15 protein-coding genes are annotated in these 14,445 nt (G+C 69.6%); 8 read left to right on the top strand and 7 right to left on the bottom strand.

Annotation, left to right across the window (positions count from 1 at the left end):
- Positions 1–91: 91 nt before the first annotated feature.
- Both AB0B14_RS31990 and AB0B14_RS31985 read right to left on the bottom strand, forming a co-directional pair.
- Entirely contained in the window at positions 92–607 is a 516-nt protein-coding gene (locus AB0B14_RS31990) for an AAA family ATPase (protein ID WP_357525809.1), read from the bottom strand.
- A complete protein-coding gene (locus AB0B14_RS31985; protein ID WP_357525807.1) occupies positions 604–1,854 on the bottom strand; it encodes an acyltransferase in 1,251 nt (416 codons plus the stop codon). The genes AB0B14_RS31990 and AB0B14_RS31985 overlap by 4 nt, the downstream gene beginning before the upstream one ends.
- Positions 1,855–2,033: 179 nt before the next feature.
- On the opposite strand from AB0B14_RS31985, the gene AB0B14_RS31980 reads away from it, so the two are divergent.
- The 3 genes from AB0B14_RS31980 (at position 2,034) to AB0B14_RS31970 (ending at position 6,654) form a co-directional block, all read left to right on the top strand.
- Complete coding sequence (locus AB0B14_RS31980) at positions 2,034–2,804, top strand: IclR family transcriptional regulator (RefSeq protein WP_357525805.1); 771 nt, start codon at positions 2,034–2,036, stop codon at positions 2,802–2,804.
- Positions 2,805–3,184: 380 nt separating this feature from the next.
- A complete protein-coding gene (locus AB0B14_RS31975) occupies positions 3,185–4,621 on the top strand; it encodes an extracellular solute-binding protein (RefSeq protein ID WP_357068820.1) in 1,437 nt (478 codons plus the stop codon).
- Positions 4,622–4,722: 101 nt separating this feature from the next.
- Positions 4,723–6,654, top strand: a complete 1,932-nt coding sequence (locus AB0B14_RS31970; protein ID WP_357525803.1) for an ABC transporter permease subunit — start codon at positions 4,723–4,725, stop codon at positions 6,652–6,654.
- Positions 6,655–6,693: 39 nt separating this feature from the next.
- Here AB0B14_RS31970 and AB0B14_RS31965 read toward each other — a convergent pair whose 3' ends face one another.
- Both AB0B14_RS31965 and AB0B14_RS31960 read right to left on the bottom strand, forming a co-directional pair.
- Positions 6,694–7,644, bottom strand: coding sequence for a GNAT family N-acetyltransferase (locus AB0B14_RS31965; protein WP_357525801.1), 951 nt, complete (start codon positions 7,642–7,644; stop codon positions 6,694–6,696).
- Positions 7,641–8,252 (bottom strand): dihydrofolate reductase family protein, encoded by a 612-nt coding sequence (locus tag AB0B14_RS31960; RefSeq protein ID WP_357525799.1) that lies wholly within the window; start codon positions 8,250–8,252, stop codon positions 7,641–7,643. Before AB0B14_RS31960 ends, AB0B14_RS31965 begins: the two co-directional genes overlap by 4 nt.
- 130 nt (positions 8,253–8,382) lie before the next feature.
- On the opposite strand from AB0B14_RS31960, the gene AB0B14_RS31955 reads away from it, so the two are divergent.
- Positions 8,383–9,279, top strand: a complete 897-nt coding sequence (locus AB0B14_RS31955; protein WP_357525798.1) for a LysR family transcriptional regulator — start codon at positions 8,383–8,385, stop codon at positions 9,277–9,279.
- Between the two features lie 30 nt (positions 9,280–9,309).
- Here AB0B14_RS31955 and AB0B14_RS31950 read toward each other — a convergent pair whose 3' ends face one another.
- Positions 9,310–9,954, bottom strand: a complete 645-nt coding sequence (locus AB0B14_RS31950; RefSeq protein WP_357525796.1) for a TetR/AcrR family transcriptional regulator — start codon at positions 9,952–9,954, stop codon at positions 9,310–9,312.
- 57 nt (positions 9,955–10,011) lie between these two features.
- Between AB0B14_RS31950 and AB0B14_RS31945 the strand changes: the two genes are divergently transcribed.
- The 3 genes from AB0B14_RS31945 to AB0B14_RS31935 are packed head-to-tail and all read left to right on the top strand — an operon-like array spanning position 10,012 to position 11,656.
- Positions 10,012–10,305 carry a hypothetical protein gene (locus AB0B14_RS31945; RefSeq protein WP_357068832.1) on the top strand — a complete coding sequence of 98 codons (294 nt, stop codon included), beginning with the start codon at positions 10,012–10,014 and terminating at the stop codon, positions 10,303–10,305.
- On the top strand, positions 10,305–11,228 hold the full coding sequence (locus AB0B14_RS31940; protein ID WP_357525794.1) for a methyltransferase domain-containing protein: 924 nt from the start codon (positions 10,305–10,307) through the stop codon (positions 11,226–11,228). The genes AB0B14_RS31945 and AB0B14_RS31940 overlap by 1 nt, the downstream gene beginning before the upstream one ends.
- Complete coding sequence (locus AB0B14_RS31935; protein WP_357068836.1) at positions 11,225–11,656, top strand: hypothetical protein; 432 nt, start codon at positions 11,225–11,227, stop codon at positions 11,654–11,656. Before AB0B14_RS31940 ends, AB0B14_RS31935 begins: the two co-directional genes overlap by 4 nt.
- 6 nt (positions 11,657–11,662) lie before the next feature.
- On the opposite strand, the gene AB0B14_RS31930 is transcribed toward AB0B14_RS31935, so the two are convergent.
- On the bottom strand, positions 11,663–12,559 hold the full coding sequence (locus AB0B14_RS31930) for a helix-turn-helix domain-containing GNAT family N-acetyltransferase (protein ID WP_357068838.1): 897 nt from the start codon (positions 12,557–12,559) through the stop codon (positions 11,663–11,665).
- Positions 12,560–12,586: 27 nt separating this feature from the next.
- Entirely contained in the window at positions 12,587–13,744 is a 1,158-nt protein-coding gene (locus AB0B14_RS31925) for a low temperature requirement protein A (protein WP_357525792.1), read from the bottom strand.
- A gap of 197 nt (positions 13,745–13,941) precedes the next feature.
- Here AB0B14_RS31925 and AB0B14_RS31920 point away from each other — a divergent pair, with 197 nt between their 5' ends.
- The gene (locus AB0B14_RS31920) at positions 13,942–14,406 is read left to right on the top strand and encodes a hypothetical protein (RefSeq protein WP_357068842.1); all 465 of its coding nucleotides are present in this window, start codon (positions 13,942–13,944) and stop codon (positions 14,404–14,406) included.
- The last annotated feature ends 39 nt before the right edge of the window (positions 14,407–14,445 follow it).

Below are 14,445 nucleotides of genomic sequence, written 5' to 3'. Positions count from 1 at the left end.
CACAACCGAAAGCTCATCAGGGGGCACCGCCACATCGAACTACCCAGACCGCCCCGACGACCCCACGACACGCCGACCTAACAAAGCACTACTAGATGGCTCGTCGCACGATCTCCGTGGCGGCTTGGGCGGGAGTCAGGTGCGTGGTGTCGACGACCTCGGCCTCGGCGTGCAGCCACGTGCGGGCCGCCTCGGCGTAGGGCTTGAGGTACGTGAGACGGAACGGCGACGGAACGGGGTGTTCTCCCTCGATTCGCCGGCGAAGGGTGTCCTGGTCGGCGTGGAGGACGAAATGCCTTACCGGGATGCCGTGCTGGGCGAGGCCCGTACTGATTTCGCGCCAGTACTGCTCGACCAGGACAGTCATGGGTATCACCAACGTGCCGCCGGTGTAGTCGAGCACGCGGCGGGCGGTCTCGACGACGAGTTGCCGCCACGGCGGCCAGTGTTGGAAGTTGTCCGTCTCGGGCAGCCCCGGCGTGATGTCCATCAGCGTCTCGCCGACCTTCTCGGCGTCGAACACCCGGGAGTCCGGGATCAGGTGCTGCACGAGCGCGCTGGTCGTCGTCTTGCCCACCCCGTGCGTGCCGTTGAGCCATACGATCACCGGACGTCGAAGCTTCCGGTGCTCCGATAGAGGCCGGGTTCGATTTCCTCAGTCAGGACGCCGTGCCCGGCCAGGACGACTTCGGTGCGCTGCTCGGACACCGCGGCCAACTCCTGCGGCTCCTCCGGTGCCTGGGGTGCGGGCGGCGCCGGCGGTGCGGGCGGCACGCGGCGCGGGTAGAGATTGCGCAGGAACCGCTCCACCGGGTGTTCGACCCACCGGTAGCAGGCCCACGCCAGGGCGATGCCCATCACCGTCCAGATCAGCAGGACCTTGAGGTTCGCCCAGGTCGCGGCGCTGGGCGTCACCGGGCCCATCAGCCAGTGGATGACCGACAGGTGGACCAGGTAGAAGGCGTAGGACCAGGCGCCGAGGGCGACAAGTGGTTTGCTCCGGAAGATCGAGGGCCGCCCGGAGACGTCGCGGATCGCCGCCGCGAGCACCACGATTACGCAGGCCGGCACCAGCCCCTGCTGCGACCAGTGCGCGCCCCACCAGCGCTGTTCGGTGCCCCACCACAGCAACAGCACCGATGCGGGCACCGTCGACAGGGCGAGCCACAGGTTGATCCTCGGTCGCCACCCGCGGAGGAGCGCGGCGGCGGCGATCATCCCCAGCAGGAACTCGATGAATCGGATCGGCGGGAAGCGGAGGAACCAGGAGAGCTGGATCCAGTACTGCTTCGGGTCGATCAGATCCTGCACGAAGAACCAGTAGGCCCACTCGATGAACAGGCCCGCCGCCGCGATGATCGCGAGCGCCGGCAGCCGCAGCCGCAGCAGTGGCCGGATGACGAACGGGAAGAGCAGGTAGAAGAAGGCCTCGCAGGAGACCGACCACGCCACCGGGTTGGCGACGAGGAAGTCCGCCGGGCGAAACCACGACTCGGTCAGCGACAGGCTCAGCAGGGTCCGCTTCCAGGAGTGCTCCCAGACCTGGTTGAGGCTCACCCAGGCGATGATGGTGCTGACCAGGAGCGCGGGCCAGACCCGGGCGAACCGACGCCAGTAGAACGTCGAGGTGTTCACCTTGGGGGAGAACGACCAGGTGAGCACGAAGCCCGAGAGGACGTAGAAGAACGTGACCCCGGCGTCGCCGAATCGGAAGAAGTCCCCGAGCTTGATGCCGTGGACCGTGGGCAGGCTGATGATCTGGTTCGCGTGGAAGAGGAACACGGCGAACGCGGCGAACCAGCGCAGCCCGGTCAGTGATTCGACCCGGGGCATGCGTTCTTTGGCAGAGGTCATCGTGATCTGGCACCTTTTGGGCATCGGCCTGACCGAGGGTGGGCTGGCGCTCCAGGCATAATGCCAGGCTTCCATCTGCCGTGGCAGACGGGCCGGGCGCTGACGCAGTTATCCTCTTCAGGTGCCGGTCCGTGTGGATCTCGTTGACACGGGTCCGGCATTTCGAAGGGACTATCGACATGCCCCGTGTGGTATCGGCGGTCAACCGCGCACTCGACATCCTCGAACTGTTCCTGGACCACCCCCAACTGTCGGCCCGCCAGGTGATGGAGCGGCTCGACCTGCCCCGCACCACCGTCCACGAACTACTCGTCACGCTTGAGGCCCGCTCGTACCTGATCTCCGTCCCGGGTCAGCCGGTGCAGTACCGGCTCGGCATGCCGCTGTTCCAGCTCGGCGCGGCGTTCGCCGGCCGGCTCGACCTGGTCCGCGAGGCGCAGTGCGTCGCGCGGGACGTGGCCGCCGCGTGCGACGAGGCGGTGCACGTGGCCGTGCTCGACGGCGCCGATGTCATCTATCTCGTCAAGTTCGACAGCACGCACCCGGTCCGGATGGTCTCCGCGGTCGGGCGGCGACTGCCGGCCCACTGCACGGCGGTGGGCAAGGTGTTGCTGTCGGAGCTCGATCAGGCGGGTCTGGACGCCGTGCTGACGAGGGGTGCCCTGCCGGGCATGACGCCGGACAGCATCACCGACCCGGACCGCCTCCGCGCACATCTCGAACGTGTCCGGGCGGAGAGCGTCGCGGTCGACATCGGCGAGTCGGACAGCGCCATGCGCTGCGTCGCCGCGGCGGTCCGGGACCATTCCGGTGCGACCATCGCCGGGATGAGTCTGTCCGCACCGATCATCCGCTGGACCCCGCAGGCGCACGTGCGGTGGACCGGGCTGGTTCGCGAGGGCGCGGCCGCGCTGTCCGCCCGGATGGGCTACCGGGCCCAGCGTCGATAGCCAACTTGTCGTTTCGGCCGAAACAGTATCGAAACATTGACATCCGTTACGGCGTTGCTCTAGCGTCGCGTCCACTCGATGCGGTATCTCGAACTCAGTTCGAAATCTCGAACGGCGGTGGTCCGTGACCCGACCGAACTGGAACGCCAGCGCCACCAACTCGGCCCGGTCGCCGCATGCCTCGTGCTTGTCGCGCCACCCGGCCAGCGACGCCACCGGGGCAACCCCACCAACCCCACCAACGAGTACGCGGACGCATTGATCGACGCGGGCGGCGCACCCGTGGTCGCCGGCATCGAGACACACCTGGAACACGAGGATCGCGGTTTTCGTCAAGCGCGCCTTCGGCGTGCAGCGGTGCGGGGAGATGAAGGAGGCGAATGTCCATGCAGGACAATCCGGCGTGGTCCCGGCGCGGCTTTCTGGGGATGGGGGTGGGGGTGCTCGGCGCGGCAGGTCTGGCCGCGTGTGGGGACGGCTCCGATTCACCCAGCAAGGTGCAGCCGGACGTTCCGCAGGAGCTGGTCGACGCCGCGGCGTCGATGAAGGGCTCCTCGATGGGGATGCTGTCACAGAAGCTGTACTCGACGGCGGCCAACGACGCCCTCGACAGCTCGGTCAAGAAGTTCGCCGAGACCACCGGGACGAAGATCGAGAACAGCCTGGTCCAGGCCGACGCCGGTGACGTGGTTGCCAAGATCGACGCCGAGGTCAAGGGCGGGGTGGCGCGTGACCTGGCGTTCATGACCGACTCACGGTTCGTCGCGCAGTTCCAGGCGCTCGGTGACCTGGAGGACGTGACGGACGTCGTCCAGGCGCTGACCGCCAAGTACGGCGAACCCTGCGCCGAGGCCAAGAACTACTGCGTCTTCGACGGCAAGTGGTTCGCGATCCCGTACCACTTCATCGGGATCGGGTCGTTCCTGCGCAAGGACTGGATGCAGGACAAGGGCATCACTCCCAAGGACATCTACAGCTGGGAGGAGCTGCGGGATCTGTGCCTGGAGATCTCCGATCCGACCAAACGCCGGTTCGGCTGGGGCATGACGGTGAACCGCTCCGGTGACGGCAACGGCATGATCGAGGCGCTGATCAACGCCTACGGCGGGTCGATCGCCTCCAACGACGGCAGGAAGGTCACGTTCGACTCCCCCGAAACGGTGCAGGCGGCGACCTTCCTGGGCGATATCTACACCAATGCCAAGTACAAGCCGATGCTGCCACCGGGGGTGGCCAGCTGGACCGACACCAGCAACAACGAGAACTGGCTCGCCGGCGTCCTCGGCTACACCCGCAACCAGTTCAGCGTCTACGCGGACTCCCGGACCAAGAAGAACCCGGTGCACGCGAACACCCACGTGTTCTCCGACTGCATCGGGCCGGCGACCAACAATCCGCTGCTGCTCGGCCAGTCGCAGGGTTTCGTCGTCTTCAAGGGTGCCAAGAACCCGGCGCTCGCCAAGCTCCTGGCGCAGTACCTGGTCAGCGCGCCCGCGCTGCTCGGGGTGGCCAAGGAGGCGCCCGGCCTGGTGATGCCCGCCTGGCAGAAGGTCTGGGACGCCGACCCGTTCTTCACGAGCGGCGACCCGGCATTCCCCATGCTGCGCAGGATCACTGAACTGAAGCTGCCGCTGAACACGAAGAACGGCCTGACCTTCCCGCAGAAGGCCAGCGCGGGTCAGCAGGCGGTGGGGTCGGCCTACGTCCTCACCGACATGATGCAGCAGATCGTGCAGGGCACGGCGCCGGCGCAGGCCGTGACGGCCGCCCACGCGAAGATGGTGCAGATCTTCAACCAGCAGGGGCTGCCGCAGTGAGATCGGTCCGTCCGGCACGGGTCCCGGCGGCGCGGAGTTCCACGCCGCCGGGGTCCGGCTCCCTCACGGCGACCCAGCGGCGGCTGGGTCGTGACTGGAAGATGGCGGCGCTGTTCCTGGCACCCATGGCGCTGCTGGTCGGCGGTCTCGTCATCGTGCCGATCGTCCGCTCGATCGTCACCAGCACCACCGAACGGCACGGGCAGGACACCGTGTTCGTCGGCCTGGGCAACTACCTCTCCCTCATCGGCGACGAGCAGTTCCACACGGGCGTGGTGAACTCGTTCGTCTTCACCGCGTACGCCGAGGTGTTCAAGGTGGTGTTGGGCCTGTCCGCGGCCCTGCTGCTGCACCACCGACGCCGCGGGCGGGCCGTGCTGGCCGGGCTGCTCCTGTTGCCCTGGGTGGTGCCGACCGTGGTGACGGCGTTCAGCTGGCGCGCGCTGCTCGACCCGATCTTCGGCAGCGTCAACACGCTGCTCACCGCCTCGGGCATCGGGCCGCTGCTGGCCAGCGCGCACCTGGTCGACAGTTGGCCCGCGGGCTGGCTCTCCGACCCGTCACTGGCCATGCCGTCGGTGATCCTCGTCAACGTCTGGAAGGGCGTGCCGTTCTTCACCGTGTGTTTCCTCGCGGGGTTGAAGGCCATCCCGGCGGACCTGTACGAGGCGGCGACGATCGACGGCGCCTCGTCGTTGCAGCGCTTCGTCAACGTGACGCTGCCCGGACTGCGCCACGTGATCACCGTGACGGTGACGCTGTCGTCGATCTGGACGTTCAACAACTTCGACCTCGTGTGGCTGCTGACGCAGGGCGGTCCGGGCGACGTGACCGCGCCGTACGTGCTCAATGCGTACTCGAAGGCGATCTTGCAGTTGCAGTACGGCGCGGGCGCGGCGGCCACGCTGGTCATGCTGCCGATCATCGGCGGGCTGGTGTTCGTGCTGGTCCGGTTGTTGCGCCCGGACACCACCCGCAAACTGCCCCGGCGGCGTCGAGCCGTGCGGCGGGTCGGGACGAGGCGGTGGGCCCCGACGGCGCGCAGGGCGCTGCCGTGGGTGGTCGCCGCGGTGGTCACCGGCCTGCTGGCCTGGGCATCGCCGGAGATCTTCTGGAAGGCGGCGGTGGTCCTCGCGGTGATCCTGCTGATCGCGGCGGCGGTCGGCCGGGTGGTCTCGACCCTCCAGTCGCGGGGCGGTCGCCGGTCGTCGTCAGTGGTGTCGGGCCTGGGATCCTGGGTCGCACTCGCCGGTTTGCTCTTCTTCGTGCTGGGCCCGCTCTACTGGATCGCCGTCACGGCCTTCAAGTCCGAGGGCCAGGTCGTCATGCGCACCGACGACCTGTGGCCGACGCCGTGGACCCTGGAACAGTTCGGGGCGCTGTTCGACAACCAGCCGTTCGGGCGCTGGTATCTCAACACCCTGCTGGTGTCCGCGGCGTCCACCGCGGTGGCACTGGTCTGCGCCGCCCTGGCGGGGTACGCGCTGGCCCGGCTGCGGTTCCGCGGGGCGCAGGGCTTCACCGTCACGGTGCTGCTCACCTACGTGATGCCGGGCGCGCTGCTGTTCATCCCGCTCTACCAGATGCTCATCGGCGTGCGGCTCACCGACTCGTTGTGGTCTCTGGTGGTGACGTACCCGACGTTCACACTGCCGTTCGCCACCTGGCTGCTGGTGGGGTACTTCTCGTCGATCCCCGTCGAGTTGGAGGAGGCCGCGCTCGTCGACGGCTGCACCCGCATCCAGGCGTTCGGCCGGGTGGTGCTGCCGCTGGCCAAGCCGGGGTTGCTGGCGGTCGCGCTCTTCACCCTGACCAACGCCTGGAACGAATTCCTCTTCGCCTTCGTGTTCATCACCAAGGACGAGTACAAGACGCTGCCGGTGGGGATGCAGTCGATGATCGCCGGGGACGTCGTGCCGCAGGGACAACTCGCCGCCGCGTCGCTGCTCGTCAGCATCCCCGTGGTGGTCATGTACGCCTTCGGGCAGCGCTTCCTCACCGAGGGGCTGACCGCGGGCGCGGTGAAGGGCTGATCGGGTGCATGCCGCCGGTGCGGGCGGCATGGCCACCGGTCACTGCCAGGCCATGTTGACGGCCCGCTCGAAGTTCACGTAGCCGGCGCGGGCGAAGGCGGCTGCCATGGGCCCGTTGCCCAGGTCGGTGGCGGCGCGAATGCGGGGGACGTGTTCGGCGGCCAGGAGGCGGGTGCCTTCGGCGAGGAGGCCGTCGACGTACCCGTGACCCCGGTGCTCCGGAACGACGCCGAGATAGGCGATCACCGGGTGGTACGCGTTGCGCGCCGGAATGACGAACCCGACCGGCTCGCCATCCTCGCCCAGGGTGCCGATCCGCCACCACTGCCGAGGGCTGGAGTACGTGGCGAGTTCCTGCTCGTAGTGCTTGACGGCGGCCTCGTGGGGTGACATCCGCGCCAGATCGGTGCGGCTGTGCGCGTCCAGGGTGCCGTCCAGTGCACGGGTCATCAGCGCGACCAACTCGTCGGTGTCGAGGGCCGAACGGAAGGCCAGGCGCGGGTCGGGCGCGGGCAGACCGGTTCCGGGACGCCACTGGAGGCGCAGTCGCTCGACGGTCAGGCGGGCGCCGGTGCTCTCCAGGACGCTCATCCGCGTACGCACCGCCCGGTAGGTGTCCGGGTCGTCGCGCCAGTCCGCCGGGATGAAGCGGCCGTACTCCGGCGGGGTGCTGCCCGACGGCACGACCTGCTTCGCGGCCGTCTCGTACAGCGCCCGCGCCACCTCGCTCAGGTCTTCGGTGCCGTCGTCGTCGACGTCGAGGATGTCCAGCAGCAGCGGGCTGCTGTCGCCGCCGCGACCCCACCAGGCGACCCTGGCGAGCAGGCGATCCCCGTGCAGCGCCACCCACATCCACTCCGGCCGGCGCCGGTGGGCGGCGAGGTCGTCGGCGAGTTCGTGGTTGATGGTGTACGGCAGGCGGTTGAACAGCGCCATCTCGTCCGGCCCGGTGATGGGACGGATCGTGACGGTGGCGGGGGTCGTGCTCATGCGGATTCGTCTCCGGTCTGTGCGCGGGTGTAGGTGAGGAAGAGCGAGCCACTGCCCAGGACGGTGTGGTCGGTCAGGCGCCAGGTACGCGGTGCGAAGACGGCGTCGCGACCGAAGAGCGGAATGCCGGCGCCGATGGTCAGCGGAGCGAGCTTGACGACCAACTGGTCGATCTCGGGATAGAGGGCACCGGCCAGCTCGCCACCGCCGATCACCCAGACGTCCTTGCCGTCGTGCCGCTTCAGCTCTCGTACCGTGGCGATGGGTTCGGTGGCCAGGACCTCGACGGCCGGGTCCGGGCTCGCACCCAGCGTGCGCGAGAACACCAGGTGACGCAGGTGCGGGTAGGCGTCGGTCACGCCGGCCCGCAGCCCCACCTCGTAGGAGTGGCGTCCCTCCAGGACGGTGTCGAACCGGCTGCCCGCGTCGGTGATGCCGAACGCCTGCCGGGCCGGGCCGGGCAGGGTCTCCGGATACTCGGCGACGAGGTGGTGCAGGTAGTCGTCCGGGAGGGGCCAGAATCCGTCGGGGCCGGTGGGGTCGGCACCGTCCGGACCGGCGATGAAGCCGTCCAGGGTGGTGGCGACGTAGTACACGAGCTTGCGCACGGGCGTCTCCTTGGCTGAGGGGTGTTCCTCGCTCCGACGTAGATCAGCGTGCGCGACGAGCGGCCCACCCACAAGATCACTTCTGGTAGCGTGCCATAACCCTTCGCTAATTCATGAAACGAGATGATCGGTGGAGCTTCGGGACATCGAAATCTTTCTCACCCTGGCGGAGGAGCTGCACTTCACCCGCACCGCGCAGCGACTGCACGTGACCCAGGCCCGGGTCAGCCAGGCGATCAAGAAGCAGGAACGGCGGATCGGCGCCGCCCTGTTCGAGCGGAACAACCGGCGGGTGGCACTGACACCGATCGGTCAACGGCTCTTCGACGACATTCAGCCCATGTACCGAGGGCTCTGCGCGGGGATGGATCGGGCCAGGCTCGCCGCCCGCGGCAAGACCGGCGTGCTGCGGGTCGGGTCGATCGCCGTCAACCTCCACGACTTCCGCGAGTTGTTCGACGCGTTCGCGGCGAGCCACCCCGAGTGCGAGGTGCAGCTACGGCACGTCGACTTCGGCGACCCCTTCGGTCAACTGCGCGCCGGCGACATCGACGTGCAGATCGTGTGGTTGCCCGTCCGGGAGCCGGACCTCACCGTCGGCCCGGTCATCTACCGCGAACCCATCGTGCTCGCCGTCGGGGCAACCCATCGGCTGGCCGGCCGTGAGTCGGTCTGCTACGAGGACCTGGCGGACGAGACGGTCATGGGCGGGGCCCGGCCGGACTACTGGCGGGAGATCCTGGTGCCGCTGCGCACACCCAGCGGGCGTCTGATCCGCATCGGCCCGTCGGTCTCCAACTTTCAGGAGATGATCCCGATCCTCGTCACGGGCGAAGCCGTCTCACCGGTGCACGCGCAGGCCGCCCGTTACTACGCGCGGCCGGACATCGCGTACGTGCCCATCTCGGACGCCCCGCCGGGCCGGTGGGGGCTGATCTGGCGTACCGGCAGCGAGACGGAACTCATCCGGTCGTTCGCCGGCATCGCACACCGTCTCCACTCCGCCGCACCGCCCGCGGGCCAGTGACGACAACGTCGGCAGCACTGCCGTAACCGTTTATCCGGCGCTGGCGAGGATCGCGCCGCTGACGGTGTCCACATACCACCGCTGGTACCGCTCGACCTCCCATCCGCGTTGCCGGACGAGCCAGTCGAAGTTGCGGACGTCCTGGGCCAACCAGAGGATGTCGGCCACCTGATCGACGCTCAGGTCCGGGCGTACGCCTCCGGTGCCGACGAGTTCGGCGGCGAACATGGACATGCCGCGGCGGCGGTCGTCGACGTTCTTGCGCCAGATCTCGGCGACGTCTGGGTCGGCCGTGGCCGCGCCGGCCAGCGCGAGCATCACCTGGGCCTGCCGGGCGTTGACCTCGGCCAGGTGGACGGCGTAGCGGGCGAGCTTGGCTCGGGGGTCGGCGAGGGCGCGGATCTCGGCGACGAAGGGCCGGTCCGGCAGGGCCACCGGCTCGTCGTCGCCGGCCAGGGTGACGTCGACCAACTGGGAGAGCAGTTGCCGCTTGCTGCCGAACACCGCGTACAGGGTCTGGACCGCGACGCCGGCCTCGACGGCGACGGCGGTCAGCGGTGTGGCCGCGTAGCCGGGGTCGACGAACAGCCGGCCAGCCGCTTGGAGGATCGCTCGTCGGGTCTGCCGGGCCTGCTCCTGTCGGCGGGAAGAGTCGTAACGCCTCTTGACAACCACCTTACGAGTGTAGTGCTCTATTGGATAGAGTCTCACTCTATCGGAGAGGTGGCGGCCATGCCGTTCGGTGTGTTGCAGGAGATGCCCGGCGTCAGCGAGGCGGAATACCGGCAGGTGGAGCGACACCTCGGGCCGGACCGGCCGCCGGGTCTCCTCGCCCACGTCGCCGGGCCGACAGCGGACGGCTGGCGGATCATCAACATCTGGCAGGACGAGGCGGCGTTCCGCCGGTTCCAGTCCGAACGGCTGGTCCGGGCTGCTGGCCTGGCGGCCCAGCAGGACGGCTTCGACCCGACGAAGGCGGCGCACTTCCGCTCGATGAGCGTCGACGGCGCCGAGATGCCGTTCTGATGGCCGACACCGCCAGCCTGCGGGCCCGCGGCACCGCCTTCTGGGCGGGAGCGGCAGCTGGCTGGATTCGCCACGCCGATCGGCAGGACGAGAGCGGTCGACCGCTGGGCGCGGCGGCCACAGATCGACTGGCCGCACGACCCGGCGAACGGATCCTCGACGTGGGCTGCGGCTGCGGCGGCACCACGGCCGAGATCGCCGACGCGGTCGGCGTCACCGGCGCGGCGATCGGTGTCGACATCGACGAGACGATGGTGGCCGCCGCTCGACGCCGGTTCCCCGCCGACGAGTACCCGGGCATCCAGTTCCACGTGGCCGACATCGAGACTGTCGAGGTCGCGCCGGGTGCCCCGTTCGACGCGGCGTACTCACGAATGACCCTGATGCTGTTGGCGGACCCGGTTGCCGGCTGCCGCGCGATCCGGCGATCACTGCGCCCGGGAGGGCGCCTCGCCGCGACCGTCTTCCGGGACAGCGGCGTCAACCCGTGGCTGTCCGCGGCGATGCTCGGCGCCGCACCGCATCTCGGACCGTTACCACCGCTCCCGGTCGGTGACGAGCCAGGTCCGTTCGCGTTCGCCGACCCGGCGCGGCTCGTCCGGATCCTCACCACCGCCGGCTTCACCGCCGTCACGATCACACCGTGCGACGTCGCCCTGGAAGCCTCGGACGACGCCGACGCGGTGGCCGAATGGCTCGTCGAGATCGGCCCGGCCGGTGCCGCGTACCGGGCGGCGCCGCCGGGTGCGCAGGCATCGGCCCGGGCGGGGGCCGCCCGGCTGCTCGGCCGGTTCCGTGCGCCGGGCGTCGGCTACCGGTTGCCCACCGGTCTCTGGCTCGTCGCCGCCAACTCCGCCGGGGCTGACGACCCATCCCCCGCAGCCGCTACCCACCAACAACCACGTCAGGACGAAACCCGATGAGAACGATCCGTTTGCTCGCGCCTGCCCTCTGCCTTGTGCTCGCCGCGACGGCGTGCACCGGAACCGACGCGCCCGAGCCCGGGGCACCGGACCAACCCGCCGCGACCGACGCCCCGCCCAGCGCGGCCGGCTCCGCTCCGGAGGGCGGATCCGCTCCGGAGGGCGGCTCCGCTCCGGTCGGCGGCTCCACGGCGGTGTCGGCGAAGGAGGTGTGCGCCTACCTGGACGGCCAGTTGCCGACCCTGAAGGGGATCGGGTCCGAGACGGGCGCGATGGCCAACCTCACCGTGAACCTCTATTCCTGGTACGAGAAGCAGGGCCCCGTGCCGACCGGCCGCCAGATCGACGACCAGACCCGGCAGGAGTGCCCGGCGACCCGGACCGAGGTGCTGAAACTCGCCGGCATGGAGAGCTTCGAGCGGCTGTAGTAGCCCTCACTGCTCCAACTGCTTTCCGAACCAGTGGTGGGCGTAGTACTCGGTGTTGTACGGCTCGATCTCCGCATAACCGGCCGCGCGGTACATGGCGATCGCCTCGGTGAGGTTGCGGTTGGTGTCCAACCGGACGGCGGTCGCGCCACCTTCGGCGGCGTACCGCTCCAACTCGTCCAGGAGCCGCCGGCCGATGCCGAGCCCGCGCACGGTGTCGGAGACCCAGACACGCTTGAGCTCGGCAGGGCCGTCCGGCTGGAGTTTGACCGCACCGCAGCCGACCGGTTCGCTGTTGAGGGTGGCGAGCAGGAGCGCGCCAGCGGGCGGGACGAGCGCCTCGTCGTGGACCGGGTTGCTCAGCGCGGGGTCGAACCCGTCGTCGAACCTTCGGCCGATCTCCCGGACGTAGGCCCGCAGGCACGCGCGCGCCCGCGGGTCGCTCGGCGGGCACGCCTCGATGACGACCATCGACCCGATGAGCAGCCGTTCGACCTCCGCCATGGCGGCGACGAGTCGTTGCCGGCGGTGCTCGGTGAGTGGTGCGAGGATCGAGGAGGCGAGATCGTCCGACCGCCTGTCGAGGTCGGCCCACTGGGTTCGGCCGGCGTCGGTGAGCGTGGCGGTGCGGACCCGGCCGTCGCCCCCGGCCTGGTCGGCCGACGCCACGGTGACCAGGCCGTCGTTCTCCAGGGCGCGCAGGAGTCTGCTGAGGTGGCCGGAGTCCAGGCCGAGCCGGGCCCGGAGCGCGGCGACCTCGGCGCCAGCCGGGCCGATCTCCCAGAGCAGACGCGCCTGCCCGAGGGGGCGCCCCTGGGCCATGTACTCGTCGTCGAGCGCACCCACGCGCTGGGTGACTGTCCGGTTGAACCGCCGCACGGCGGCGATGAGGGCCGAGTCCATATGCCTGACTTTAGTCAGGCTTTTCGCCTACGCGCCAGCGCGGCGGCGGTAGGACATGATGCCGGCGTGGTCCAGGACCGTCACCACGACCACCACCCCGGTGGCGACCGCGCTGACCGCCAGCAGCGGCATCCGCACGAACGCCGCCGCGCCGCCCAGTACGAACAGGGCGCCCACCCGAGGCCAGGACAGCCGCCGGTGGATCGCCAGCGAGAGGAGGATCCGCCCGAGGAGGAACAGCGTCGGCCCGCCCAGGATGACCATGACAGCCTTCATGTCGCCGGTCTCCGTGGGGTGGGCGATGCTCAGTTCCGCCCCGACGGCCGTGACCACGATGCCGGCGATCATCACCAGGTGCAGGTACCCGGCGAAGACGCCGAGCCGGGACGGGGCGTGCTCGATGGCCGAGCCGAGGTGCTGACCGGCGGGCGTCACGTAGAGCAGACCGATCAGCATGGCGGTGGCGAAGACCAGCAGGAATGCGGTGGTTTCCGGGAGGTGAAGGCGGTTGCCGGCGTACGCCAGGCCGGAGACCAGGACAAGTTCACCAAGCGCGATGATCATGATCTGTTGGTACCGCTGGGCGAAATGCTCGCCCGCGAGGTGCAACTCCTCCGGTCGGGCGCGACCCATCCCCGGCGTGGGCCAGCCGAGCCGTGGGCCGGACAGGTCGATCGCGAGGGCGAACGCCCAGAGCGCCACCCGCCACTCCGGCAGAAACACGCCGGCCAACCACGGCACTGCGGTGACGCTGTACCAGCAGAGGATCCGCAGCGCCCGACGCTGGCGCGGATGCCCGCGCAGCGTCGAGACGGTGATCATGCCCCGGATGAGGTGGACCGCGACGTACGCGCCAGCGAACAGCCCGGCGCGTCCGTGCAGGGCCTGCGGAATCGCCACCCCGGCCAGCAGGCTGCCGAGAGTCGCGAGGACCAGCACCGTTCGGATGGTCGGAGTGTCCGGGTCGTACCAGTCGGCGGTCCAGGTGGTGGTCAACCAGATCCACCAGACCCCGGCCAACAGCAGGGCGGTACGCAGCGCGCCGACCACTGTGAGGTCGTGCAGCAGATGCTCCGCGAGCTGACTGAGGGCGAGCACGAACGCCAGATCGAAGAAGAGCTCCAGGAACGAGGCGCTCAGCGGGGCGTCACTGCCCCGCAGCAGCCGTTCGGGCCTGCTCGCCATCGGCGCTCCTCCCGCTGGCACGCACGCCCTGCGTCCGTCGTACCACCCGACGCCGACCAGCGGAGGCGAAACCGGGTCAGCCGGCGAACGCCCACCCCGCGACGACGACCCACCGCCCCCTCGTGTCGTTGATCCGGCTGCGCCCATGGTCGTCGCTGACCACGGTGGGGGCACCCACTCAACGAGGAGGGACGCCGATGACCGCTCAGCGGGAGACCGTGCAGGTCGACCACGACCTGTTCCGCGCCGTGTACGACTCGCCCGCATCGCTGCCCGGTCGACACCGCTGGACCACCCCGGAGTCGGACGTCCGCCGGCTGGAGAAACTGCTCGGCATACCGGCGCGCAGCATCGGCGCCCCGCTCTGGGTCAGCGGCGACGAACCCGACTGCCCGAAATGTGGCCGCCGGGTCACCTGGTACGACATCGTCTCGTCGGCGCTCTCCGGCCTGCACGACAAGACCATGATCGCCACCGTCATCCTGGGCGAGCGGAAGTACGTCAACACCGAGATCCCGGCCGCCATCGCCGGTGTGCGTTGCGCCGACTGCCACACTGCGATCGACGGTCTCCGCAGCTTCAAGTGCCACAACTGGGCGTACGCCTTCGAGGCGCTGGAGGCCGTCCGCGAACGCATGGCCGGCGGCCCCGGGCCAACCTGAGCCGGCCGCGCGGTGGCCGCGGACCTGTGCCGGCCGCGC

The sequence above is a fragment of the Micromonospora sp. NPDC049171 genome (assembly GCF_040648275.1).
GTDB lineage: Bacteria > Actinomycetota > Actinomycetes > Mycobacteriales > Micromonosporaceae > Micromonospora.
The sequence above is the reverse complement of the archived record's forward strand: the minus strand, read 5'-3'. Positions and strand labels throughout refer to the sequence as shown.